The sequence below is a fragment of the Marinobacter sp. B-21 genome, assembly GCF_056857895.1.
This window is the reverse complement of record NZ_JBSXNZ010000060.1, coordinates 1-23,112: the sequence shown is the minus strand read 5'-3', so window position 1 is coordinate 23,112 and position 23,112 is coordinate 1. Positions and strand designations below refer to the sequence as shown.

Genomic DNA, 23,112 nt, shown 5'->3' with positions numbered 1-23,112 from the left:
GCCCTTCCCGTTAGGCTAGTCGGCGAAGTCAATACCCTTCGCCCGGGCCCGTTCACGGGCGTTGGGGTTCACCGATGGCCGGAAGGGCACTTCCACCACCTCCGCCTCCACAGCGGTTGAGCCATCCGCCGCGGCATATTCCACCGGAAGGTGCACGGTCAAGCTGCTGCCAATACTGCTCAGATCAAACGGCACATAGGCCAGCGCGATGTTCGTCTCCAGTTCCGGCGAGTACCAGGGTGACGTGACATAGCCCTCCGGCTCGCCACCATCGGGCCCGCTGATCAGCCAGAAATCATTGGCGTAGTCAGTCACCTTGCCGCCGCCAAAGCGGATGCCCACCATAATGTGGCTGAACGGCGGACGACCGGCATCCAACTGCTCACGAACCTTCTCCAGCGTCTGCTTGCCGATATAATCCGCATCTTTGTTGCGCGGCACCTGGTAGGCCAGGTTGCACTGGAATGGCAGGGTTTCCTGATCCACATCCTGGCCCCAGGAAAGAATGCCCGCGGCTATCCGGCGATGGTGTGCGGGCGCTATCACCCGCAGGTTGTGCGGTTCACCGGCCGCAAGCACTGTGTACCAGAGGTCCTCGGCGTATTTAGTCGCTTCCTTGAGGTAAATCTCGTAACCCTTCTCTCCGGTGAAACCGGTCTGGGAAACGATGACATCGTGGCCCGCCACCTGGCCTTCCATCAGTCCATAGTAGGGAATGTCTTTCACGCCCTCACCGAACAGATCCGTCATAAGTGCCTCGGACTTGGGACCCTGGATCTGGACCGGTGCCACATCGATTTCCGCGATGCTGACGTTGAAGCCCATACCGACGTTTACGCCCCGCAGCCAGAATTCCAGATCACTGTCGGAAAGGGAGAACCAGAATTCGTCCTCGGCCACCCGAAGCAATACCGGGTCATTGAGGATACCGCCGTCCTCGTTGCACAGGATGACGTACTTGCCCCGCATGGGTTTGATCTTGGTAGCGTCCCGGGTGATCACATAGTTCACGAAGCGCTCCGCATCCGGACCCTTGACCTGGATCTGGCGCTCCACCGCCACGTTCCACATGGTAACGTCGTGTATCAGCGACTCGTATTCCACCATGGCACCACCGTCTTCCGGGCGGACATAACCCCGGGGATGGTACATGCGGTTGTAAACGGTCGCCCGCCAGCAGCCCGCCTCGTAGGCCAGGTGCCAATACGGCGACTTGCGGACCCGTGTGGAAATCAGCATCTCCACCGGCGTGGGGCCGGACTGACGCAGGTTGATGGGTACGCGGCGATCCGACTGGTCGACGCTGTCGGGCTGGCGCGCGGCACCGGCCCGTTGTTGCGGATCATCCTGAGGTACTTGTTCGAATTTAACGGCCATTGCTATCTCCCCCTTACCGGGTTGTCGATAGCCCTAATGTGACCGTCTTTCGGTTTTCCGGGAGGAACCAATACGACACGGATTCGACTAAAAGCGGCAGAGGGTTGGCCGCAGCTCCAGAAAAGCACCGCTGGATAACCCGTGTCAGGCCACCGAAAAAATCGCTTGCCATAGTACGTAGCCTCACAGCCTTACTGGCACCGACCGGCTGCGCCTCGATCAGCACGCGGCCGGATAACAGCAGCCGCGCCGGATTAAAGCTTCACCATCAACTTACCCTTGTTCTCGCCGGTCAGGAACAGGTTCAGGCCGTTCATGGCCGATTCCAACCCTTCCAGAACGTGTGTCCGGTATTTGATCTGTCCCTTCTGAACATAGGGTGTGAGCTTGGCGTGCAGCTCCTTCGTCCTGTGCCAATGATCAGGCATGGTGAAACCCTGGATCGACAGGCGTTTCTTGATGATGCGCATCCAGTTGGGGCCGGGACGAGGGTTCGCTGAGGTGTAATCGGCAATCATTCCGCACACCACAATACGGCCGTGCGCATTCATCCGCTCGAACACGTAGTCCTGGACCGGACCACCGGTGTTCTCGAAGTAGACGTCGATACCCTCCGGGGCCAGTTCATCCAGTTTCGCGCCCAGGTCGTCGGTCCTGTAGTTCACGGCACCGTCGAAGCCCAGTTCATTGACAATCCAGTCCGCCTTTTCATCGCTGCCGACGACACCGATAACCCGCAGACCATCGGCCCTGGCCAACTGCCCCACGATCGAGCCGACAGAGCCGGCGGCACCGGATACCACCAGGGTTTCACCCGGCTTGGGGTCACCATAACCATACAGCCCCTGGGTGGCGGTCAGACCGGGCAGGGCAAAAACCGACAGTACCATTTCCGGCGGCAGGCTTTTATCCACCTTGTTCACGCCCGTACCATCCGTCAGGGCCATTTCCTGCCAGCCAAACATCCCCATGACCTGGTCACCCACGGCAAAATCCGGGTGATTCGAAGCGACGACCTCGCCAATGCCCGATGAACGCATGACGTCACCCAACTCCACCCGGGGAATGTAGCTATCGGTGTCCTCACTCATCCAGCCCATCATGGCCGGGTCGAGAGACATATAGGTCTGCCGGACCAGAAATTCACCTTCGGCGGGTTCCGGAACGGTGTTTTCCACCACCTCGAACAGCTCCGGGCCGACAGTCCCCGCAGGCCGCTTCACCAGGTTAATCGCTTTATAGGTACTCATTGGCTGACTATCTCCTGCAGTGCGTGAAAGAACCGTTGATAATCACTGATATGGGGACAGGAGCCCTTCCTTAAAAGGGCACGACCGTAGTCCTTGCCCACGCCGGGTTTCTCAAAGACGCCCAAAGACTAATCCAGAACGCCAAAACTTAGTAACCAAAGGTTATTTACACAACAGAGAGACAGCCGTATATTAAGTGACCATCGTTCACTTAATAAGGAAAACACCATGAACTATGTGCTCATCACCGGCGCCAGTGCCGGCATAGGCGAAGAGTTCGCCCGCGCTCTGGCTGCCGAAAAGCAGAACCTGATTCTTGTGGCCCGTCGTGAAGACCGCCTGGCCTCCCTGGCTACCGAGCTTTCAGAAAGATCCGGCGTATCCGTCGAGGTTCTGGCTGCCGACCTGGCCACAGCCGAGGGCGCCGAAAACGTTGTCTCGGCCGTTACTTCAGCCGGATGGAAGCTTACCGGCCTGATCAACAATGCCGGTTTTGGCGACCGCGGCAGCTTCAGCGACCTCTCACTGGAACGCCAGCTCAACATGATTCAGGTGAACGTGACATCGCTGGTTGCGCTGACCTGGAAACTCCTGCCCAACCTGAAAGAGAACCGGGACAGCTTCATCGTTAACGTCGCCTCCACCGCAGCGTTTCAGGCGGGGCCCGGCATGGCCATTTACTACGCCACGAAGGCCTTTGTATTGTCCTTTTCCGAAGCACTGCACGAGGAATTACGAGGCTCAGGCGTTGCCGTAAGCGCACTCTGCCCGGGAGCGACAGCGTCAGAGTTCGCAGCTGAAGCCAATATGACGGACACCAGGCTCTTCAAAGCCGGCACCATGTCAGCCGAAGCGGTGGCAACCACAGCACTGGCCAGACGCCGCAGTGCCATCGTCATCCCGGGACTGCGTAACCGGTTGATGGTATGGTTGGGCAAACTTTCCCCCCGACTCATTACCAGGCGCCTCGCAGGCTGGTTACAGGCGTAAGAAACGATGACAATCAGGCTTTGTGGTGGCAAGCAGCGCGCACGCACGGAAGCGGAAAAAATCACAAGGGAACAGCAGATTCTCGATGCGGCGGCAGAGCTGTTCGTTAGTCGCAGCTATGACAAGCTGACACTAGCCGATGTGGCAGCAGCAAGTGGGCTGACCAAGGCTGCGCTGTACCGATATTTCAGGAGCAAAGAGCTGCTGTTCATCGCCGTCTACAAGCGTGCTTTCAGAGCCGTGGTGCACGAGGCGCAATCCAGAGAGTCGATGACGTTGCCCGAGGATCTGACCGGACTCTTGGTCGCGCATCCTCTTTTTTGCGGCCTCACCGCCATATTACACGTTGCCCTGGAAACCGGGCTGACCGAGCAGGAGGCCCGCGATTTCAAACTGTTCTTACTGGAACAATCACAACAGCTGGCAGCACCCATTAAGTCCGCCAGCGGTCGCGATGACGCCGCCTGTTTTCATTTTCTCATGCAATGCCAACAGGCGCTGATCGGATGCTGGCATATGACCCATCCGCCCGCCGCCGCGCGCAAGGCCATGGAACAACCGCCGTTAACGGTATTCAAAATGGCGTTCGAGCCGACGCTGCGGAGCCATCTTCGGGCACTGACCTGTGCTTTTGTGGCCCAGCCATGAGCTGAGCCCAGGTTTTCGAGCACAAGCCAGCGAGATCAGCAATACTTCCGGGCCCTTTGCTTCAGCATATACGGGGCAGCTGTTCGCCGGAGAGTCTGTCGATGACCCGGCTGGCGCCAATCATACTGGAAGCCGTAACCAAGCCGGCGGCCCCTTGCACAAAATGGCCGATTTCAACGGCCGCCTCGCTCACCGGGTACCTCCGGAGCACATCCACTGCCCGGGCAACATCCGGTTCAGCCACGACGGCGATAAAGCGGCCTTCGTTGGCCACATGCAGTGGGTCCAGCCCCAGCAGCTCGCAAAAGGCAGACACATCTTCGCGAACCGGGATATCGGCCTCACGGATCTCCGCTGCCACCCCGGCACTTTCCGAGACTTCCACCAACGCACTGGCCAGGCCTCCGCGGGTAAGGTCACGAAGGCAATGCACATCCACCCCCGCTTCCAGCAACGCCAGGACCGGCGGCGCGACCGAAGCGCAGTCGCTCTCAATCGCCGATTCCAGGTCAAGCTTCTCCCGCGCAGTCATCACTGCGACGCCGTGGCGTCCAAGGTCGCCACTGAGCAGAATCCGGTCGCCAGGCCGCACCCGGGCAGGCGCCACCGGCTGTGGCGCCACAACTCGCCCGACTCCGGCGGTGTTGATGTACAAACCATCCGCCTTGCCGCGTTCCACCACCTTGAGGTCGCCGGTCACGATTTGCACGCCAGCTTCGAGGGCTGCGGCAGCCATGGAATCGACAACCCGGCGCAACGTAGCCAGCGGCAAACCCTCTTCGAGAATAAAACCGGCACTCAGGTATTGCGGCCTGGCCCCGCACATGGCGAGGTCGTTGACCGTGCCATGCACCGCCATAGTACCGATATCAGAACCCGGAAAGAACAGCGGCCGCACCACGTAGGAGTCCGTCGTGAACGCCATGGCACCGGGCATATCGACCACGGCGCCGTCGTGTTGCCGTGCCAGCCAGGGATTATCAAACGCCGGACGAAAAATACCATCAAGCAGCTGGGCCATGGCCCGGCCGCCACCACCGTGGGCTATTTTCACCACCTCATGGTCATCGTTCATCGGCGGGCAATGATTGTCGCAGCTGTCACTCACGCGCTGAACCTCCGGTCGGTCGTCGGTAACGATAATAGGCGGCGCAGGCGCCTTCCTCGGACACCATCGTCACGCCGAGGGGGCGTTCCGGAGTGCAGCGGGAGCCGAAGGCGGGGCATTGGTCCGGGCGGATTTCGCCCCGCAGCACTGCCCCACTGAGGCAGTCACCCCGCATCTCAGCCTCGCCGTTCACTGCGCCGAAACGGGTTTCTGCGTCGTAGGATCGGTAGGCGGGTGACAACCCAAGACCACTGTCAGGGATGTCTCCCATGCCCCGCCATTGCCTGGGCACCACCTGGAAGACCGCCTGCATTACCTGCTGGGCCATGGCGTTCCCCGGGCGGCGGACGGCCCGGCTGTACTGGTTTTCAACACAGCTCTCACCCTGCTCCAGCTGACGCACGCAGCGGTAGACTCCCTCCAGGATATCCAGCGGTTCAAAGCCGGTCACCACAATGGGCACGCCGTGCTCACGGGCAATGGGTTCATACTCTTCATACCCGGTGATCGTGCAGACATGGCCGGCCGCCAGGAACCCCTGAACCCGGTTGCCCGGGCGCTCCAGCAAGGCGCGAATCGCCGGTGGCACCAGCACTTGCGAGACCAGCACCGAGAAATTCCCGAGCCCCTCCCGCTGGGCCTGATAGACCGCCATGGCATTGGCCGGGGCTGTGGTTTCAAATCCGACGGCAAAAAAAACCACTTCATGCCTCGGATTCTGCCGGGCCACCGTCAGCGCCTCGAGCGGCGAATACACCACCCGGACATCCGCGCCCCGCGCCCTGGCAGCGGACAGGTCCGATTGGGTCCCGGGCACTCGCAGCATATCGCCGAAAGTACATAGGATGACCCGTGGAAGCGCGGCGATTTCGAGGGCTTTGTCAATGTAGGCGATGGGAGTCACACACACCGGGCACCCCGGACCATGGATCAGGGAGATTGCTTCCGGCAGCAACTGATCGATCCCGAAGCGAACGATGGCGTGGGTCTGCCCCCCACATACCTCCATGAGAGTCCAGGGACGGGTGGTGATGCGGGCAATGGCATCGGCATACCCCCGGGCAGCATCGGGCGCGCGATATTCGTCACGGTACTTCATTGCGGCACCGGCCTTCCTGGCTCCAGCTCGTCCGCCTCCTGCTCCAGGGTCTCGAGGCACTCGAGGTAATGGAAAACGCGCTCGGCTTCATGCGGGTCCACAACGGTAATGGCAAACCCCACATGCACCAGCACATAGTCCTGCTCTCGTACATCGGGCACGTAGGCCAGATTGACCGGCTTGACGATGCCACCAAAATCGACGCGCCCCTGACGGGTGAGTGGATCGTCGCCCTCAATGCTGATCACGCGTCCCGGCACGGCCAGACACATGCCCCCTCCCTGCCCCAAAGAGCGCCGGCCGCCCAGGCCAGCTGACCCACCGCCAGACCGCCATCATTGGGCGGCAGCCGGCACGGCCAGAACACCTGAAATCCGGCCCCCTCAAGGGCTGTTATGGTCAATTCCAGCAGGCAGGCGTTCTGGAAACAGCCGCCAGCCAACACAACTCTCGACAGTTTAGCCTGTTTCGCCACTGCCACAATGGCGTTGACCAGCCCCTGATGGAAGCCCGCCGCAATCCCGGATACCGGCTTCCCCCTCCGAAGGTCTTCCAACAATGCGTAAACCGCCGGCGCCCAATCAACCTGCCAGGGCCGGTCGGCTTCCGGCACCGACAGCTCGAACCGGTAGGGAGATGCAGTGTCAGTGCGATCCAGGGCTGCCTCCAGCTCGCCCGCTGCCTGCCCCTCGTAACTGGCCTGCAGGCAGATGCCAGTCAGCGCGGCTACGGCGTCAAAAAGCCGGCCCACACTTGAGGTTTCCGGCGCGTTCAAGCCGGCCTTGAGCGATTGAATCAACAGCTTTCTTTCCGCTTTGGAAAAGCTGTTCACCGGGGCCAGTGCCTGACACTCCATGACCTGCGCCCCCATCAAGGCATACAGCAGCCCGAAGGCCGAACGGCGGGGTTCTCGCATGGCCGCCTCGCCACCTGGCAGCCGGAATCGCCGCAGATGCGCCACGCGCTCGTAACCTTGTGAGTCCAGGCGCAGGAATTCTCCGCCCCACAAGGTCTGATCGTCGCCAACACCACTGCCATCCCACGCCACCCCAAGCACCGGCTCATTGACCCCGTGCTCAGCCATCACGGCCGCTATGTGGGCCACATGATGCTGGACAGCGCATTGTTCCTCACCACGGGCCTGGGCGTAGCGCGTTGTGTAATAGTCCGGGTGGCCATCGTGCGCCCAGTGCCGGGGAATGGTGGCAAACAGTTGCTGCAGATTATCCGTGGTGCGATCGAGCTCTTTCCGGCTCAGGATGCTGTCCATATCGCCCAGGTGCTGGCTCAACACTACGCCGGCGCGGGTGCTCATGGCCACGGTGGTTTTCAGGTGGCCTCCGGTGGCGCCCCGGCCGGGAGGCACCTGGATGGGCAGGGCCAGGTTCGGGGAGTAGCCACGTGCACGGCGAAGCAACTGCGTACGCCCCGCCACCACCCGGGCCACGGAATCATCCAGTGGTCGTAAAATGGGGCGATCGTGAACCAGAAATCCGTCCGCCAGGTCACCCAGGCGCATCAGGGCTTCCTCGTTGTCGATGGCAATCGGTTCGCCACTGCGGTTACCGCTGGTGGCAACAACGGGAAACCCCAGATCACCAAGCAGCAGATCGTGTAACGGGGTGCAAGGCAGCATCACGCCCAGATCCGCCCTGCCCGGAGCGAGGTTGGCCGCCAGATCATGGTTGCGCGCATGGAGCAGGACAATGGGCCGCTCGGCCCCCATGAGCAACAGGCTTTCGGGCCCGGAGACCGGGCACATCTGCCGCAAAGATGCCAGTGAACCAAACATGACTGCCAGCGGCTTTCGGGGCCGCCCTTTTCGTGCGCGTAACGTCTGCACCGAGTGACTATTGCGGGCATCTGCAAGCAGCTGAAACCCGCCCAGCCCTTTAAGCGCGATGATGCCACCTGCCCTCAGCCGCCTGACCGCCTCGGACAAGGCGGCCTCGCCTTCCGCCAGCACGCAGCCATCACCTTGGCAAAATGCGACACGCGGACCGCATTCCGGACAGGCATTGGGCTCGGCATGAAAGCGCCGACTCTCCGGATTACGGTATTCCGCCAGACAACGCGGGCACATTTGAAAGTACCTCATCGCCGTGCGTTCGCGATCGTAAGGCAAACCCTCGATCAGGCTGTAGCGGGGACCGCAGTCTGTGCAGCTGATGAAGGGATACCGGTAACGCCGATTATCGGGATCGTGCAGCTCCCCGGTGCACTGACCGCAGGGCGCCAAATCCGCAGGTAAACGTGTGGTGGCAGCGCCCCGCTCCTCACTCTCGCGTACGCGGAACGCCTGAAACGCCGCAGGCCTGGCCAGCGGTTCCGCACACACCGCCTCCACGCACGCATGCACCGGAGCCTGTTGCTTGAGCGCATCCACCAGGTTCTGCAACGCCTCGGGACGACCCTCAGCCTCAATGATCACGCCCTCCGGGGTATTGCCAACCCACCCCGTCAGCCCCAACCCTGTCGCCAGGCGATAGACAAAAGGCCGAAACCCCACGCCCTGAACCACGCCATAAACACGAACACGCCAACGAACTGGCGAGGGCTCCGCCCGGCATCTGTCATTCATGGGCCCGACCCATCCTCCGTTTCCAGCTCCAGGCTCTGCAACAGCACATCCTGGGCATTGGGGTGATTGATGTCATCAGACGTTTCAATCCGGAGGTGGGCCTGGTCCGCGCAGGTACCGGCTGCCTCCTGACGGAAGTGATCGGTGAAATGTTCCGGCGACATATGGCACAGCGCGCCTAGCCATACCGCAACCTCCACCACCCGTTCGGCCTCTTCGTCCGCGCAAAGCTTCTCCACCCTGTGAATCAGGTTCCTGACCAGCGCCGTTTCATGCATCATCGCTCTCCTGAATCCTGCATCCTGTGTCCTTTTCGATGGCATCAATCACCGCCTGAGTCACCCCGGGAATGGTGTCCGCAACCGGTTTTGACAGCCCGTCGCCCGCTTCGAAGCTGGCCGCCTCCACCGCGAACACCCGGCATACCGGAGGCAGCACATCGAGCGCGCGCGCCAGCTCAATCGCTTCAGACAGCCCCAGCGCATGGGACGAAAACGCGCCTCCCAGGGCTGGCAGCGGCGCGGCGCTGGCGTCGAACACCCGGAGGTGCCCCGGCTCCAGCCCCATGACAGCGGCATCGACCAGGTACACCGCTTCGGCGCCAGTCATCAGGTCCACCAGTCCGGCCACTTCGCCGCTGTGCTCAACCACGTCGACAGTTTCCGGCAAACGGTCATCAAGGGCATCCATCACCAGCGGTCCGAGGGCATCATCCCCCCGATCCCGGTTGCCGATACCAACAACCCTGATGGGCCGGGAAACATCACTCATGGCGGACATCCAGTTTGAGAAAGTGCGTTGCGCAGGAGATGCAGGGATCGTAGTTGCGGATGGTCTGCTCACAGCGTTCACGCAGGGTATCGGCCGGCAAATCGAGCCAGCCGCCAACCAGCTCTTGCAGGTCGGCCTCAATGCTGGGCTGGTTCTGTGCCGTGGGCGGCACAATCTGCGCCTCGAGGATGGCACCGTTTTCATCAAGCCGGTAACGGTGAAACAGCAGACCGCGTGGGGCCTCGGTGCAACCGAAGCCTTCCGAGAGCCTCGGCTCGGCCGGTTCGAACGGTCGCTCAGGTTCCTGGTATCCGGCAATCACACGCAGAGCCTCATCACAGGCATACACAACCTCGACGCTGCGCACCACAATGCTCTGGAACGGGTTGTTGCAAGTAACACCCAAACCAGCTTCTTTGGCCGCCTCCCGGGCCAGTGGCGAGAGCTGGCCAAAATTGAGACTGTAGCGCGCCAGCGGCCCGACCAGATAACAGTCATGCTCACGCAAGTGCGAGTGCAGCGCCGTAGAGCGCTGCACGTGGGACTCCACAAAGTGGCGATTGTAATCCGCTACGGCGATATCCAGCCCACGATTGGACATAATACGCCCGACGTTCATGGCGTACTCGTCCGGATGGTGCAGTGCGACCAGGTGGTAGTCCCGCCCGGCCTCCGGCATGTCCAGCCCGGCCGTCCAGCGCACGGTTGCCAGGGCGTCCTCCCGGGCCTGTTTCAGGGTGTCGGCCAGCGGCTCCAGTTCCTTGCGGGTCGGCGTTCGATAGAATCCGCCCACTCGCACATTGATGGGATGGATTTCCCGACCGCCCAACAGCGTCATGATGGCATTGCCCGCTTTCTTCAGGGACAGCCCCCGTTTGACGATGTCGGGATAATCCCGGGCCATGTCCACCGCCCCGGCGTACCCCAGGAAATCCGGGGCGTGCAGCATGTAAATGTGGAGGGCGTGGCTTTCGATCCACTCCCCGCAGTACAGCAACCGGCGCAATGCCCGCAGCGGCCCCTCCACCTCGATACCAAGCGCGTTCTCCATCGCATGGACAGCGCTCATCTGATAGGCCACCGGGCAGATACCACAGATGCGGGCGGTCACATCGGGCGCCTCTGAAAAGTCGCGCCCACGCAGGAATGCCTCGAAAAAACGCGGGGGCTCAAAAATACGCAGTTCCGCATCGCTCACCTGGCCGTCCCGGACCGTCACCTTCAGGGCACCTTCGCCCTCGACCCGCGCCAGGTAATCCACCTTGATGGTCTTACGGCTCATGACGTTCGCTCTCCTCACGGAACGGGCCGGCCCAGGCGTTGAAAGTCCGGTAAAAGCGCAACCGCTCGGCCCGGCCCATGCCCAACTGATCCAGTCGCTCACTCAGCGCAGGCGCGTTGGGATTTTCGTTGGGCCCATAGCAACCGTAACAACCCCGATTATAGGACGGACACAAGGCATTGCAGCCGCTGTGGGTCATCGGCCCCAGACAGGGCGTTCCGTGGGCCACCATCACACAGACATTGCCCCTGAGCTTGCAGTCCAGACACACGCTATGGGCCGGCGTGACCGGTCGTCGCCCGCACAGAAACGCCGACACCACCTCCAGTAACTGCTGTTTGCTGATGGGGCAGCCACGCAATTCAAAATCCACGGCCACGTGGTCGGTGATCGGTGTGGAGGTGGACAGGGTTTCAATGTACTCCGGGTGGGCGTAGACAGCCGCCATGAAATCATCAATATCGGCGAAATTACGCAACGCCTGAATGCCGCCAGCCGTGGCGCAGGCACCGATGGTCACCAGCGTTCGCGAGCGCCGGCGCACGCTCTGGATACGCTCGGCATCGTGGGCGGTGGTGATGGACCCCTCCACCAGGGACAGATCGTAAATACCGCGAATACTGCCGCGGGTGGCCTCCGGGAAATAGGCGATATCGACTGCCCCGGCGACCTGCAGCAATTCATCCTCACAATCCAGCAAGCTCAGTTGGCAGCCATCGCACGACGCAAACTTCCAGACGCCAAGGCGTGGCTTGTGATCCGGGCGCGCCATGTCAAAACTCCTTGAGGTTCAGTAATCCGCGGACCCGATCAAACGACAGCACCGGACCGTCCTTACAGACAAACGTCGCTCCAAACTGGCAATGGCCACAATGCCCGAGCGCGCATTTCATGTTTCGCTCCATGGACAGATAAATCGCCCCATCCTCAACACCGGCACCCCGCAGCGCGTTGACCGTGAAGCGCATCATGATTTCCGGGCCACACACCATCGCCAGGGTGTCTTCAGGGTCGAAGCCCAGCGTCGGCACCAGAGCCGGAACCACACCGACCATGCCCTGCCAGTCACTGTCGGCGTGGTCCACGGTAATATAGACTTCAATATCCGGACGCTTGCTCCATGCCTCCAGTTGAGCGGAATAGAGGATATCGCCGGGACTGCGTGTACCGTAAAGCAGGATAACCCGACCGTACCTCTCCCGATGGCGCAACACGTGATAAATGGCCGGTCGCAAGGGTGCCAATCCCAGCCCGCCGGCCACAATCAGCAAATCCGCACCCTCGCCTTCCGTTATCGGCCATCCGACACCGAACGGGCCACGCAGGCCAACGGTGTCCCTCGGTTTCAGGGCCGCCAGCTTCCTGGAGACCGGGCCCACCGCCCGCACGGTATGAACCAGCGTCTCTGTCTGTCCGGTGTCACCACTCAGGCTGATGGACACCTCGCCCACACCGAACACATAGAGCATATTGAACTGGCCCGGCAAACAGGGCCGGTTGCCGGCCGGTCCCGGCTCCAGTTCCAGTGTCCAGATGGTTTCCAGTTCCTGCTGTCGGCGCAGAACCCGAATCGGTTCGGGTACCATCAGATCGTCTGAAATCACTCGGGCTGCTCCGGAGTACCATAAACATCCAGAACCTGCATTTGTGTCGCGTGAAGCCGACTGGTCAGAATCGGCAGCAATCGTTTCAGGACTTCGTAGCCCAGAGCCGGATCATCATCGCACTTCTTCCTCAGGCAGTGGGCGTCCATCGCGATGGCACGGGTCAGCGTGATGGCGCGTGCATCGTAGGCCCAGTGATAGGGGGGCAGAACCCAGGACACCCCCGCCAGGTCGCCTTCATGGAGCGTCTGAAAACAGACCGACGGTTTTCCCGGCACCGCGATTTCCAGAGCCACCTGACCATAGCGGATGAGGTGCAGGTGATCGGCGTCTGTGCCTTCGCGAAACAGGTATTCCCCCGGATTGAACCGAACATTGCGGGCACACCCGCTGACCAGATTGCAGAAATCGCTATCCAGATCCTTGAAGAACGGATGCTCGCACACGATCCGGGCAATGTTTTTCATTGCCTTTCTCCCGATGAAACATCATCGTGAATGGCGCGAACCTCCTCCGTGATATCGATGCCCACCGGGCACCAGGTGATGCAGCGACCGCAACCGACACAGCCTGAGGTGCCGAACTGATCCACCCAGGTAGCGAGTTTGTGGGTCATCCACTGACGGTAGCGGGACCGGGTCGAGTTGCGAACACTGCCGCCGTGAATATAGGAAAAATCCGACGTGAAACACGAGTCCCAGCGCCGGCTGCGTTCCGCGCTGGCGCCTTCCAGATCCGAGGTGTCTTCAACCGTGGTGCAGAAGCACGTCGGGCAAACCATGGTGCAGTTCGCGCAGCTCAAACACCGGTCGGCAACGTCGGCCCAGCGCGGATGCTCCAGATTATCCATCAGTAAGGCGGGGATGGCGGTTTGCGGCATACTCCGGCCCATCTGACTGCGGGTTTTCTCCACCACAGCGGTGGCGGCGGCCTGGTGGGCATCTGTCGCGGGTTTGCGGGGCAATTCGGCGAGAATCGCCGCCCCCTGTTCGGAGCCCGACCGGATAAGGAAAAGGTGGCTGTCGTCGCCCAGAAGCTCGGTGAGGGCAAGATCGTACCCGTCCCTGACGTCGGGCCCGGTATCCATGGAGTCACAGAAACAGGTGCCGCCAGCCTCTGAGCAGTTGATCGCCACCATAAAAGCCTGCTCCCGACGTGACCGGTAATGAGGGTCGGCATAGTCGTCCCCCAGCAACACACGATCCTGGATGCCGATCGCCGCCAGCTCACAGGCGCGCACCCCGAAGAACGCATATCGAGGCGGATCATCCCGGGCAGGAACAAAGCGGAGTTCGCCGCCGTTGCGAGTCGCCTGCCACAAGGACACCTTCGGTGGGTGAAGAAAACGTTTCCAGCTATGGGGCCCCACGGCATAACCGAACAACGCCTCATCCGAACGCCGCTTCAACCGGTAGTGACCACCATCCTGCTCATCCGTCCAACCGGCGGGAAGCTCCCCGGTACGGGCGAGCTCATCGTACACAATGGCCTGGTCCCGAACGGTTGGCCCAAAAACCGTATACCCGCGCTCAGCCAATGCATCCAGCAAACACTGCAAGCCGTCCCGCGTGATGACAGAGGCATCGTCAAAGTTGTCCATGAGGAGACCTTCCGTGATTGGCAATCAGAAAATAAGGAATCAACTGATTGCTCACGACAAGCTTTAGCAAGTCCAGGGATTTTGTCAAAGGTGGAATGGGGGGTGGGTAAAGTGACTGAAATTCTTTGCGTTGGCGATAACTCATGCGCGCGGCCTGACCGGTTGCCTTGCGTTGATTTCTTGTGACCTTGTGGGGGCTCTGCTAGCTTGAAACTAGAAGTTGTCGAACAACAACGATTACTCAAGCCGTAGTTCAAGGCCATTCAAGGAGAGTGTTATGCAAGACCTCAAAGGCAAGGTTGCCATCGTCACCGGTGCCTCTCGCGGCATCGGTCGGCACATAGCCCTTCAGCTCGCCCAGCGCGGCGCCGACGTCGCCATCAACTACCGCTCGCGTCAGCCCGAGGCAGACGAGGTCGTCAAGGAAATTGAGGCGACCGGTGTCCGGGCGCTGGCCATCCAGGCTGATCTTTCCCAGATGCCCGCGGCCCGGAGCCTGATACGTCAGGTCCATGACCAGTGGGGGCGCATCGACATCCTGGTGAACAACGCCGGCATCACCAAAGACAAGTCCATGAAGAAGCTCACCGACGATGACTGGAACGACGTCCTCGATACCAACCTGGGAAGCGTCTACGCAACCTGCTCCGAAGTACTGAACATCATGATGGACCAGAAGTACGGTCGCATCATCAACATCACCTCCTTCGTCGGCCAGGCCGGCAACTTCGGGCAGGCCAACTACGCGGCCAGCAAGGGCGGTATCATTGCGTTTACCAAGACCCTGGCACTGGAAATGGCCAGGTACAATATCACCGTCAATGCCATTGCCCCGGGCTTTACCGAAACCGAAATGCTCGCCCAGGTGCCCGAGAATATCCGCCAACAAATCATTGCCCGCGTGCCGATGGGCCGTTTTGGTCAACCCGAGGAAATCGCCCGCGCGGTGGTGTTCCTGGCAGCGGAAGGGGACTACATCACCGGCCAGCAAATCAACGTTAACGGCGGCGTGTACATGTAGCACCGCCAGCTGGAGAGTGTGACCATGGCTGACAAACCGATTAAGACCAGCCCCCCGCCGGAATTCGAGCCCAACGTCGTGCGCCAGTCGCTGGTACGGGCGGGTGTGCATGGCGGCCATCTGCTGAAGCGTTCTATCCTGCGCCGGTTGAGCCGGGGCAATCCCAACCCGGTCAGCGTCAAAAGCATGGCCAAACCCTTTGTTTCCCTGTCCGGCAGGCTCGCAACCCAGCCGGACACCCTGATCCTGGCCCAGATGCGCCTTCTCAAGAACAGCACCCGGTTCTGCTCGGGCCTGCTGGCCAGCAGCTTAAGCAACAAGCCACTGGCCGTGGCGGAGCCGGAGCCGGGCGACGGGCGCTTTCGCGACCAGGCCTGGAATGAGGTCATGGCGTTTAATGTCATCAAGCAGGCGTACCTGCTGTCGAATCGCTGGATCATGGACACCCTAGATGATGTCCGCGGCCTGGACGACCACACCAGACGCAAGCTGCGATTTTTCACCGGCCAGATGACCGACGCCCTGGCCCCGAGCAATTTCATCCTGAGCAATCCCGAGGTGCTGCGGGCGACAATCCAGACCCGGGGCAGGAACCTGCTGCGCGGACTGGCCAACCTGTTGCGCGATCTGGATGAGGGCGCCGGCCCCATGCCCTTTCGCATGTCCGACCCGGACGCCTTTACGGTTGGAGACAATCTGGCCAACACGCCGGGTGACATTATTTTCCAGAACGAACTGATGCAGCTCATCCAGTACCGGCCAACCACCGACACCGTGCACCGTCGGCCGCTGCTGGTGATACCGCCGTGGATCAACAAGTACTACATTCTCGATCTGGGTGAGAAAAAGTCGTTCATCCGCTATTGGGTCGAGCAGGGCCACACCGTGTTCGTGGTCTCCTGGGTGAATCCCGGGCCGGAACTGGCGCATAAGAGTTTTGAAGACTACATGCTCGAAGGCCCCATCGCCGCCATGAACGCCATTGAACAAGCCACCGGTGAGCGTGAACTGAATACGGTCGGCTACTGCATTGGCGGCACCCTGCTCGGCTGTACCCTCGCCTGGCTGGCCGCCCGGGGCGACGACCGGGTCAAGAGCGCCACCTTCCTCAACAGCCTGTTGGACTTCTCGGAGGTCGGCGATCTGGAAGTGTTCATTGATGAGGACGCCATTGGCAAGCTCGAAAAAGCCATGAACAAACAGGGCTATCTCGAGGGTGCCTCCATGGCGACCGCCTTCAACATGCTGCGGGCCAACAGCCTGATATGGTCCTTCTTCGTCAACAACTACCTGCTGGGGCGTGATACCGCCCCCTTCGACCTGTTGTACTGGAACGCGGATGCCACCCGCATGCCGGCGACCATGCACAGTTTCTACCTGCGCAACATGTACCTGCACAACCGGCTGCGTGAGCCCGGTGGTATTGAACTGGCGGGCACCCCGATCGATCTGGGGAAAGTCAAGGTGCCGAGTTACTTTGCATCGGCCATCGAGGATCACATCGCCCCCTGGATTTCCTCTTATCGCGGCTCACGCTATCTGGGCGGCCCGGTGCGTTTTGTCCTCGGCGGCTCGGGGCACATCGCTGGGATCATCAATCCGCCGGACCGGAAAAAGTACGGCTATCGCGTCAACGAGGACAGCGACCTGGATCCGGATGCCTGGCTTCAGGGTGCCAAACAGTTCGAAGGTTCCTGGTGGCCCGACTGGGTCGCCTGGGCTGAACAGTTTGGCGGTGGCGAAGTGAAGGCCCGTACTGCCGCGGAAGGGAATCTGCCGGTAATCGAGCCGGCGCCCGGCGCCTATGTGCGGAACCAGCCGGCGTCACCGACTCCGGTTGTGCAAAAGCCCCGACAACCTCCGCGTCGAAAAACAGCGCCACGCAAACGGACAACGGCACGTACGAAAGTCACCCAGTGAGACCTGTTACAGAAATGAACAGGGTATGTCAGATAAACTTACACATGTCTTCTCATAAGCAGGACTGAAAGATGAAAGCACATTGAAATAACAACAAAAATATCGAACTGGCATCTCAATTGCTAAGTACTCCCGGCTATCAAAACTACGCAGTTGAGGAAAGTACCCCATGTCATTGTTCAGCCGTATCGCCGTTCTCAGCACTCTCAGTGTTTCTCTTTTCATCGCAGCACCGGCCAGTGCCAACCTTATTGTGAATGGCAGTTTTGAAGATCCGGATGTAGCTTCTGGTGCCTGGCAGGCCTTTGACGCCAGTGCAGTAGCTGGCTGGGATGGCAGCCGTATCGAAATCTGGGACAACTTCAACAGCGAAACCGCCTACCAAGGCGATCAGTTTGCCGAACTGAATTCCGATCCTGGCACCGGCACTGCGTTTAGCATTTTCCAGGATATTGCCACTGATATCGGCCAGGCCTACGACATGAGCTTTGCCTATCAGGCCCGACGCAGCATCACCGAAGAGTTCGCGTTCTCCGTCACTCCGGACGGAGGTGCGGCCATGTCCTGGCTGCTCTCCGACCACACGACCAATGGCTGGAGCGTCTTCTCCGACTCCTTCGTAGCCACTGCAATCAACACTCGCATCATGTTCACCTCGGTGGTTCCCGAGACTGGCACCGTTGGTAACTTTCTGGATGATGTAAAAGTAACCGTAGCAGTACCCGAGCCAGGAACACTTGCTCTGTTTAGTTTGGGGCTTCTGGGGCTGGGAATGGCGCGCCGCCGCGGCTAACATCCAAACCTTGCGTGTTAAAAGGCCGCATCTTGCGGTCTTTTTTTGTTTTGCCTTCCGCAATAATCATGGATGATTAGGCGCGCTCTCTATCACGTGCCACCATAACGACATCGCCCTCCTGATGAACCAGGGGTAGATGCCGCATACATGTAAACAATATCGACACGACTGTTTCAAATCTGAAACAGACGGCGTGCGAGGAGTAAACAGTTTCACCAACAGAATCTCTGTTGAGCACCCTCGGAAGCAACCCGGGCAATCTCGCTTCACATCGTCCGGCAACGCATTGAGCTTGCTGTGGGTACGCTGTTCGGTCAACGGCTCAAAATACCGATCATCCACTCGCTCGCCATACCACGACGATCTCTCTACCGGATCAAACCCTTCACCATAGAGATCGTCTATCTCCACCTCATCGGCCGACGAGTTTCCGACATTTTCCAAGCGATCTATGGCGAACGGCAACAGCGGCAAAAAACACGGTGCCCGAGCTTACAACGCAGCTGTGGCTGTTGACGCACCCGAACTTGAGGAGGGTAGCGCGGATACGGAGGTTTATGGACGAGGTAGGGGCGATGTTCGGCCCGATCATGGTGGCCTGGTTTCTGACCCTGGCAGCGCTGGGGATGAACAGCATTTTCGAGCAGGCGGCCGCCTATGGTGCGAGTGTGAATGCCACCATGCTTGTGACCACGATTCTGGCCTTCAATGTGGCCCGCGCCGACTCAAGCTGTAGAGCCGGCACTGCATGGTAATAAAGTCGGTAACTATTAAAATCTGGCTCGCACCAAGAGTTCCCATGTTTGGCGCTCAAGATTCGCTTTTCAAAAGCACAAAATGCTCAATCAAACGAATCATCAGCGTCTTCTGATCCGGAAGGCTTTCCGCCACCAGCAGGGCCAATGCCACTAGGGTATTGTCATTAATCAGTTGTTCCACTGGCCGTCCAAGTAAAGCTTCGTTACGGCGCAGGTACCACAAAAACAGAAACGAACCGCAGCGTTTGTTGCCGTCCGCCAACGGGTGATTTTTGATCACAAAGTAAAGCAGGTGTGCGGCCCGGCTGGCCACGTTCGGGTAAAACAGCTCCGTGGCTTCGCCTTTGGCAATCAGAGTATGTTTGAGCTTACCAATGGCCTTCAGTGCCTCATCCAGCTCCAGCTGCTGCATGTCCGGTTGATTGATGCCAATCTCGGCCAGCTGCTGCTCATCGTAGCCCTGCAACAGACTCCAGGAGCGGGCATAATCGCTGATCACCCGGGCGACCGCTTCGCCTTCATTGGATACCAGACCCTGATTAGTGAGGGTGCGGCTTAGCAGGTTAACAGCCTGCTCGAACTCGATGCCTCGCTCGGCCAGCCGACGCTGGTTGAGGGTATGACCCTTAACTAAATGGTCTTTCAGAACTTGAGTCGCCCACTGGCGAAATTGGGTTGCGCGTTTAGAACTGACTCGATAACCCACGGAAATAATGGCATCCAGATTGTAATGCTTGATACGGCGTCGAACCTGGCGATTGCCTTCCTGGCGAACTACCGAGAAATCCTCGGTAGTTCGATCTTCCTCAAGCTCGCCTTCTGCATAGACATTCTTCAGGTGTAAACCGACGTTATCAGTGGAGGTATCAAATAGGGAAGACATCTGGTTTTGGTTTAACCAGACTGTCTCCTGATCCAGCGCCACTTCAAGTTGTGCCTGGCCATCTGCGGATTTGAAGATTCGTACCTGTTGCTCAGCCATTCCGTTTTCCCATGATCAATTGCTCAGCCTCTTCCAGCTTGCGCAGTGCTTTTCAACATTTCAAGCAGCCCAGCTCTCCGAGTTACCAACTTTATTATGTTGTTACCGACTTTATTACGATCCCACACCAACTGTGTTCGGTGACAAATACAAGCAGTGGAACGCCGCCTTTGATGCCGGCTACTGCGCCGCCATGGGCACGCCCTACATTACGCTCCACAACGACGACATCGTTCACCCCCTTAAGGAGGTGGACGCGGCGGCTATAGCCTGGGCGCAGACACCGGAGGAAATCGTTGAGGTGTTGAAGTACGTCACCACAGCGAAGTAAGTTGGTACCGGCGTGTCGCATGTTTGATAGCGAACGCGCCTTCAGGGCTTCCGGCCGGAAGTTCTGCGGCACCCGGTAAAGCCACGCAGGCCTGATGTTTCGCATCAGGCTTTGCCACGTTTTCTCCGTTTGATGCCTCGCTCACCTTTAAACTCATCGATCGCGGTAAATCACCTGTTGTAGATCACAGGCATTCGCCCTTTCCACTGCTGCCATGTCTCGTCGCTTGAAATCAGCTCCGCCATGAAGTGCGCAACGTTGATCCGACTCGTTTTGCCGGCATTGAAAATCGCACTGCGGGTTGGCGAAGGAACCACGTCATAGGTCGTTGCCTGATCTTCATCAATCAGGGTGTCTGGTCGGACAGCCACCCACTCAAGGGCCGGATCGTCAGCGGTGACCTGTTTCGACAGATACTCCGCAGCCTTTTCATTGTCTGCATGGGGCGGAACAAGCACGCGAATCAGTCCAACCACGCACGCCTCAGCAAATGACGGAGATTCCTCGGGGTGGCTATTGCCCGCGGTATTCATCAACACCACTCGGACCGTTGTCGATGGCCGGGACGCCCGGATGGCCTCGCACAATCGCCGAAGCGTATCGGTCACCAACCACCGCGGCGAACCATACATCCCCTTGAAGGTCAGGTTGTGGCCAAGACACGATGCGACCGCCGAGCAGCCGTCAACGTGCTGCCGTATCTGGTCATCACTGAAATCCAGGATACTCCCATGAATGACCGACAAGGCCGGGTGGTCTATCAGCGCTTGCGGCAGTTTCTCGGGAGCTCGAGCAACCGCTCGAACCGGATTGCCAAGCTCAAGCAGCTGTTCCACCAACAACCGTCCTGTCGCACCAGTGGCGCCCACCACCAAAACCGTCATTGCGTACTCTCCATTGTTTGCCAACACCGATCCACGAACCTGTGGCCTCCCAAATCGATTCGCTATATCCGGATAACGAAATCGTCGTAATCGAACCGCACTTTTGGCAAGCCAGCGCTGCGGTCTCCCGCGCTTCTGCGCCCCAGAGCCACAATGGCGGAGGTTTCCAGCTCATGGTGGGCCAATCCCAGTACCTGATCAAAAGCCCGCGAATCAATGCCGGTCATTGGGCAACTGTCGATTTCCAACACAGCAGCCGTCGTTAGCAGGGTACCAAGCCCAATGTACGCTTGCTGGTGTGCCCATTCCCTTTTTTCCGTCCGGGATTTCGAGGCCAAAGCTTGCTTCATATGGCCAGCGTAGCCCGCGATATCCTGGTAGGGAATCTCTCTGACCTTCATGCACTGGTTTACGTAGCGATCCACCGTTTGATCGCCGATGCGTGTGTCGGTAGCAAACACAATCAAATGGGAGCAGTCCACCACCTTCTGCTGACCGAAGGCGTGCGGCAACAGGTCTCGCCGCACGGCTGCGGATTCGATCATGATCACCTTGTAGGGCTGCAAGCCATAGGACGAGGCGCTTTTGCGAACGGCATCCAGCAGTGTTTCAACGGCCTGGGTGTTCAACTGTTCCGGAGAAAATTCACGGACCGCATAACGCCAGTCCAGAGCGGCATGAATATCCATCACTTGTTCCCCTCATAAGGAATTGCGACCGGCCGCAGCGGCGCTGCGTCCCCACCACGGATCTTCAGTGGCGCACCGATAAACGCAAACTCATACACCCCGTCTTCTGCCAGCTCTTCCAGATTCACCAGCTCCATGATGGTAACGCCTTGCTGGGCCAGCAAATACGTGTGCACGGGTACATAGTTACCGTCGTCCTCCGATGGAAACGCTTCAAAACTCAGGTTGTCCGCGCCCACCGAAAGAGCCTGTTTCTCGTCGGCCAGAAAGCGCGCGGCGGACATGCCCAATCCGGGCGCGTTCTCCATAAACCGGCCGGCCTCCTGGTAATGCCGCATACGCCCTGTCCGGATCAGCACCACATCGCCCAGCGCAATATCGATACCCTGGACACTCAGCGCAAGCTTCAGATCTTCTCTCGTTATCCGGTAGCCCGGCTCCAGCTCTTTCAGGCCTTTGGCAGCGGGAATATCCAGCAGAACCCCTCGGGCAATAATCGGGGGCATTTTCTCAATGCCCGTTTTGTTCCAGCCCCGGTCGCCCAAGTGCTGGTCCGCTGAAAAGTGGTTCCAGATCTTGCCGTTCAGTCCGAAGTGGTTCAGAGCATCAATGTGGGTGCCTGTGTGCGCATACATCGAAAAGGCAGACCCCGTGTAGCTCACGCGGGCATTCATCTCTTCGCCCACAGACAGGGGGTCGTCCACTTCTGTGCCTTTTGGCGTGTGGGTCATCCACATCTGAAAATGCGGGTCGCCCGCCGCCTGCCAGCTGGGCATGCCGATGAAGTACTCAACGCTCAGATCGTAGGTCTTGGCCGGACTCAGGTTTTCCAGCGCGGCTTTTCTTGAATCGGCGGTCATCATGTTCAGACGGCCGATCTCATCGTCAGGCCCCCAGGGGCTCGAGGCTACGTCGGCGGCATTGGCCGCTGCAGGTGCCAGGAACAGGGACAGAATTACGGAATGGAATAATGCGGTATGACGCTTCATAGAGTTGTCCTCCTTCAGGTTGGAGTCTTCACTCTATGAAATCGCTTAGAACGGTTAAACGGACGAAATAGAACTATAGTATTTCCAAAAAGGAAATAATCATTGCAGCAAATTGATCAGTCCGGGTCAGGGGCGCCCTATTCCCAATAGGGTTTGTCTCCCAAATACTGATCCAGATGCTCCAGCAGAAGCCTGACTTTCGTCGGCTGTTTACGCCCCGGTGGGAAAAGCGCAAAAACGGTATAAGGCTTCGGAGGGAAGTCCTGAAGCAGCGGAATTAGCGATCCGCTATCTAGCCCGAACATTTCATAAACACCCCAAGCAGCAGCCACGAAATTTTCTCGGTTAGCCCATTACGCCCAGATATGAGAATTATTAGTAGTATGCGCGCCAATGTCGCTCTGATGTCATCCAGTCACCGGCCTTAAGTGT

The 23,112-nt window shown here is 59.4% G+C and carries 23 protein-coding genes and 1 pseudogene; 7 read left to right on the top strand and 17 right to left on the bottom strand.

Going from position 1 to position 23,112, the window contains the following annotated elements; genetic code table 11:
• Positions 1-15 precede the first annotated feature (15 nt).
• Positions 16-1,377 (bottom strand): glycine cleavage T C-terminal barrel domain-containing protein, encoded by a 1,362-nt coding sequence (locus AC13C0_RS06285; protein ID WP_117618024.1) that lies wholly within the window; start codon positions 1,375-1,377, stop codon positions 16-18.
• Positions 1,378-1,631: 254 nt separating this feature from the next.
• The gene (locus AC13C0_RS06280) at positions 1,632-2,627 is read right to left on the bottom strand and encodes an NADP-dependent oxidoreductase (protein WP_117618025.1); all 996 of its coding nucleotides are present in this window, start codon (positions 2,625-2,627) and stop codon (positions 1,632-1,634) included.
• Positions 2,628-2,855: 228 nt separating this feature from the next.
• On the opposite strand from AC13C0_RS06280, the gene AC13C0_RS06275 reads away from it, so the two are divergent.
• Positions 2,856-3,617 (top strand): SDR family NAD(P)-dependent oxidoreductase, encoded by a 762-nt coding sequence (locus AC13C0_RS06275; protein WP_117618026.1) that lies wholly within the window; start codon positions 2,856-2,858, stop codon positions 3,615-3,617.
• Positions 3,618-3,623: 6 nt separating this feature from the next.
• Positions 3,624-4,265, top strand: a complete 642-nt coding sequence (locus AC13C0_RS06270; RefSeq protein WP_117618027.1) for a TetR/AcrR family transcriptional regulator — start codon at positions 3,624-3,626, stop codon at positions 4,263-4,265.
• A gap of 61 nt (positions 4,266-4,326) precedes the next feature.
• Here the strand turns inward: AC13C0_RS06270 and hypE are convergent, their stop codons facing one another.
• Genes hypE through AC13C0_RS06215 form a run of 11 tightly spaced genes read right to left on the bottom strand, consistent with a single transcriptional unit; the run spans position 4,327 to position 14,310 of the window.
• Positions 4,327-5,340 (bottom strand): hydrogenase expression/formation protein HypE, encoded by a 1,014-nt coding sequence (gene hypE, locus AC13C0_RS06265; RefSeq protein ID WP_117620316.1) that lies wholly within the window; start codon positions 5,338-5,340, stop codon positions 4,327-4,329.
• A gap of 25 nt (positions 5,341-5,365) precedes the next feature.
• A complete protein-coding gene (gene hypD / locus AC13C0_RS06260; protein WP_339750901.1) occupies positions 5,366-6,472 on the bottom strand; it encodes a hydrogenase formation protein HypD in 1,107 nt (368 codons plus the stop codon).
• Positions 6,469-6,744 (bottom strand): HypC/HybG/HupF family hydrogenase formation chaperone, encoded by a 276-nt coding sequence (locus tag AC13C0_RS06255; protein WP_341582480.1) that lies wholly within the window; start codon positions 6,742-6,744, stop codon positions 6,469-6,471. Before AC13C0_RS06255 ends, hypD begins: the two co-directional genes overlap by 4 nt.
• Positions 6,717-9,053 carry a carbamoyltransferase HypF gene (gene hypF, locus AC13C0_RS06250; protein ID WP_341582481.1) on the bottom strand — a complete coding sequence of 779 codons (2,337 nt, stop codon included), beginning with the start codon at positions 9,051-9,053 and terminating at the stop codon, positions 6,717-6,719. Before hypF ends, AC13C0_RS06255 begins: the two co-directional genes overlap by 28 nt.
• Positions 9,050-9,334, bottom strand: coding sequence for a hydrogenase/urease maturation nickel metallochaperone HypA (locus AC13C0_RS06245; protein WP_227539476.1), 285 nt, complete (start codon positions 9,332-9,334; stop codon positions 9,050-9,052). Before AC13C0_RS06245 ends, hypF begins: the two co-directional genes overlap by 4 nt.
• A complete protein-coding gene (locus AC13C0_RS06240) occupies positions 9,324-9,824 on the bottom strand; it encodes a hydrogenase maturation protease (RefSeq protein ID WP_339750898.1) in 501 nt (166 codons plus the stop codon). Before AC13C0_RS06240 ends, AC13C0_RS06245 begins: the two co-directional genes overlap by 11 nt.
• Positions 9,817-11,106 carry a Ni/Fe hydrogenase subunit alpha gene (locus AC13C0_RS06235; protein ID WP_117618033.1) on the bottom strand — a complete coding sequence of 430 codons (1,290 nt, stop codon included), beginning with the start codon at positions 11,104-11,106 and terminating at the stop codon, positions 9,817-9,819. The genes AC13C0_RS06240 and AC13C0_RS06235 overlap by 8 nt, the downstream gene beginning before the upstream one ends.
• On the bottom strand, positions 11,096-11,878 hold the full coding sequence (locus AC13C0_RS06230; RefSeq protein ID WP_117618034.1) for an NADH-quinone oxidoreductase subunit B family protein: 783 nt from the start codon (positions 11,876-11,878) through the stop codon (positions 11,096-11,098). Before AC13C0_RS06230 ends, AC13C0_RS06235 begins: the two co-directional genes overlap by 11 nt.
• 1 nt (position 11,879) lies before the next feature.
• On the bottom strand, positions 11,880-12,710 hold the full coding sequence (locus AC13C0_RS06225; RefSeq protein WP_482954129.1) for an FAD/NAD(P)-binding protein: 831 nt from the start codon (positions 12,708-12,710) through the stop codon (positions 11,880-11,882).
• Positions 12,707-13,177 (bottom strand): cyclic nucleotide-binding domain-containing protein, encoded by a 471-nt coding sequence (locus tag AC13C0_RS06220; RefSeq protein ID WP_117618036.1) that lies wholly within the window; start codon positions 13,175-13,177, stop codon positions 12,707-12,709. The genes AC13C0_RS06225 and AC13C0_RS06220 overlap by 4 nt, the downstream gene beginning before the upstream one ends.
• The gene (locus tag AC13C0_RS06215) at positions 13,174-14,310 is read right to left on the bottom strand and encodes a 4Fe-4S dicluster domain-containing protein (protein ID WP_117618037.1); all 1,137 of its coding nucleotides are present in this window, start codon (positions 14,308-14,310) and stop codon (positions 13,174-13,176) included. The genes AC13C0_RS06220 and AC13C0_RS06215 overlap by 4 nt, the downstream gene beginning before the upstream one ends.
• Before the next feature lie 277 nt (positions 14,311-14,587).
• Between AC13C0_RS06215 and fabG the strand changes: the two genes are divergently transcribed.
• The 4 genes from fabG (at position 14,588) to AC13C0_RS06195 (ending at position 18,802) form a co-directional block, all read left to right on the top strand.
• Positions 14,588-15,331: a 3-oxoacyl-[acyl-carrier-protein] reductase gene (gene fabG, locus AC13C0_RS06210; protein ID WP_117618038.1), complete on the top strand. Its 744-nt coding sequence runs from the start codon at positions 14,588-14,590 to the stop codon at positions 15,329-15,331.
• Positions 15,332-15,355: 24 nt separating this feature from the next.
• Positions 15,356-17,251 carry a PHA/PHB synthase family protein gene (locus AC13C0_RS06205; RefSeq protein ID WP_482954128.1) on the top strand — a complete coding sequence of 632 codons (1,896 nt, stop codon included), beginning with the start codon at positions 15,356-15,358 and terminating at the stop codon, positions 17,249-17,251.
• A 169-nt stretch (positions 17,252-17,420) separates the two neighbouring features.
• Positions 17,421-18,044, top strand: a complete 624-nt coding sequence (locus AC13C0_RS06200) for a PEP-CTERM sorting domain-containing protein (RefSeq protein WP_117618040.1) — start codon at positions 17,421-17,423, stop codon at positions 18,042-18,044.
• 560 nt (positions 18,045-18,604) lie between these two features.
• Positions 18,605-18,802, top strand: coding sequence for a KUP/HAK/KT family potassium transporter (locus AC13C0_RS06195; protein ID WP_162893649.1), 198 nt, complete (start codon positions 18,605-18,607; stop codon positions 18,800-18,802).
• 55 nt (positions 18,803-18,857) lie between these two features.
• On the opposite strand, the gene AC13C0_RS06190 is transcribed toward AC13C0_RS06195, so the two are convergent.
• On the bottom strand, positions 18,858-19,787 hold the full coding sequence (locus AC13C0_RS06190; RefSeq protein ID WP_341582483.1) for a virulence RhuM family protein/type II toxin-antitoxin system death-on-curing family toxin: 930 nt from the start codon (positions 19,785-19,787) through the stop codon (positions 18,858-18,860).
• 136 nt (positions 19,788-19,923) lie between these two features.
• On the opposite strand from AC13C0_RS06190, the pseudogene AC13C0_RS06185 reads away from it, so the two are divergent.
• A pseudogene (locus AC13C0_RS06185) lies at positions 19,924-20,118 on the top strand (YtoQ family protein); the annotation flags it as partial.
• Positions 20,119-20,288: 170 nt separating this feature from the next.
• Here the strand turns inward: AC13C0_RS06185 and AC13C0_RS06180 are convergent.
• The 3 genes from AC13C0_RS06180 to AC13C0_RS06170 all read right to left on the bottom strand — a co-directional run bounded on the left by AC13C0_RS06180 (position 20,289) and on the right by AC13C0_RS06170 (position 22,680).
• Entirely contained in the window at positions 20,289-21,002 is a 714-nt protein-coding gene (locus AC13C0_RS06180; protein WP_117618043.1) for an NAD(P)-dependent oxidoreductase, read from the bottom strand.
• 62 nt (positions 21,003-21,064) lie between these two features.
• On the bottom strand, positions 21,065-21,691 hold the full coding sequence (locus tag AC13C0_RS06175) for an NAD(P)H-dependent oxidoreductase (protein WP_117618044.1): 627 nt from the start codon (positions 21,689-21,691) through the stop codon (positions 21,065-21,067).
• Positions 21,691-22,680: a cyclase family protein gene (locus AC13C0_RS06170; protein WP_117618045.1), complete on the bottom strand. Its 990-nt coding sequence runs from the start codon at positions 22,678-22,680 to the stop codon at positions 21,691-21,693. Before AC13C0_RS06170 ends, AC13C0_RS06175 begins: the two co-directional genes overlap by 1 nt.
• Positions 22,681-23,112: the final 432 nt, after the last annotated feature.

Coding starts and splice junctions, on each gene's coding strand:
- AC13C0_RS06205 (WP_482954128.1), top strand. CDS start 15,356: ATGGCTGACAAACCGATTAAGACCAGCCCCCCGCCGGAATTCGAGCCC.
- AC13C0_RS06170 (WP_117618045.1), bottom strand. CDS start 22,680: ATGAAGCGTCATACCGCATTATTCCATTCCGTAATTCTGTCCCTGTTC.
- AC13C0_RS06285 (WP_117618024.1), bottom strand. CDS start 1,377: ATGGCCGTTAAATTCGAACAAGTACCTCAGGATGATCCGCAACAACGG.
- AC13C0_RS06255 (WP_341582480.1), bottom strand. CDS start 6,744: ATGTGTCTGGCCGTGCCGGGACGCGTGATCAGCATTGAGGGCGACGAT.
- AC13C0_RS06245 (WP_227539476.1), bottom strand. CDS start 9,334: ATGATGCATGAAACGGCGCTGGTCAGGAACCTGATTCACAGGGTGGAG.
- fabG (WP_117618038.1), top strand. CDS start 14,588: ATGCAAGACCTCAAAGGCAAGGTTGCCATCGTCACCGGTGCCTCTCGC.
- hypF (WP_341582481.1), bottom strand. CDS start 9,053: ATGAATGACAGATGCCGGGCGGAGCCCTCGCCAGTTCGTTGGCGTGTT.
- hypD (WP_339750901.1), bottom strand. CDS start 6,472: ATGAAGTACCGTGACGAATATCGCGCGCCCGATGCTGCCCGGGGGTAT.
- AC13C0_RS06275 (WP_117618026.1), top strand. CDS start 2,856: ATGAACTATGTGCTCATCACCGGCGCCAGTGCCGGCATAGGCGAAGAG.
- AC13C0_RS06200 (WP_117618040.1), top strand. CDS start 17,421: ATGTCATTGTTCAGCCGTATCGCCGTTCTCAGCACTCTCAGTGTTTCT.
- AC13C0_RS06180 (WP_117618043.1), bottom strand. CDS start 21,002: ATGACGGTTTTGGTGGTGGGCGCCACTGGTGCGACAGGACGGTTGTTG.
- AC13C0_RS06175 (WP_117618044.1), bottom strand. CDS start 21,691: ATGGATATTCATGCCGCTCTGGACTGGCGTTATGCGGTCCGTGAATTT.
- AC13C0_RS06190 (WP_341582483.1), bottom strand. CDS start 19,787: ATGGCTGAGCAACAGGTACGAATCTTCAAATCCGCAGATGGCCAGGCA.
- AC13C0_RS06235 (WP_117618033.1), bottom strand. CDS start 11,106: ATGAGCCGTAAGACCATCAAGGTGGATTACCTGGCGCGGGTCGAGGGC.
- AC13C0_RS06220 (WP_117618036.1), bottom strand. CDS start 13,177: ATGAAAAACATTGCCCGGATCGTGTGCGAGCATCCGTTCTTCAAGGAT.
- AC13C0_RS06280 (WP_117618025.1), bottom strand. CDS start 2,627: ATGAGTACCTATAAAGCGATTAACCTGGTGAAGCGGCCTGCGGGGACT.
- AC13C0_RS06240 (WP_339750898.1), bottom strand. CDS start 9,824: ATGAGTGATGTTTCCCGGCCCATCAGGGTTGTTGGTATCGGCAACCGG.
- AC13C0_RS06230 (WP_117618034.1), bottom strand. CDS start 11,878: ATGGCGCGCCCGGATCACAAGCCACGCCTTGGCGTCTGGAAGTTTGCG.
- AC13C0_RS06195 (WP_162893649.1), top strand. CDS start 18,605: ATGGACGAGGTAGGGGCGATGTTCGGCCCGATCATGGTGGCCTGGTTT.
- AC13C0_RS06270 (WP_117618027.1), top strand. CDS start 3,624: ATGACAATCAGGCTTTGTGGTGGCAAGCAGCGCGCACGCACGGAAGCG.
- AC13C0_RS06215 (WP_117618037.1), bottom strand. CDS start 14,310: ATGGACAACTTTGACGATGCCTCTGTCATCACGCGGGACGGCTTGCAG.
- hypE (WP_117620316.1), bottom strand. CDS start 5,340: ATGAACGATGACCATGAGGTGGTGAAAATAGCCCACGGTGGTGGCGGC.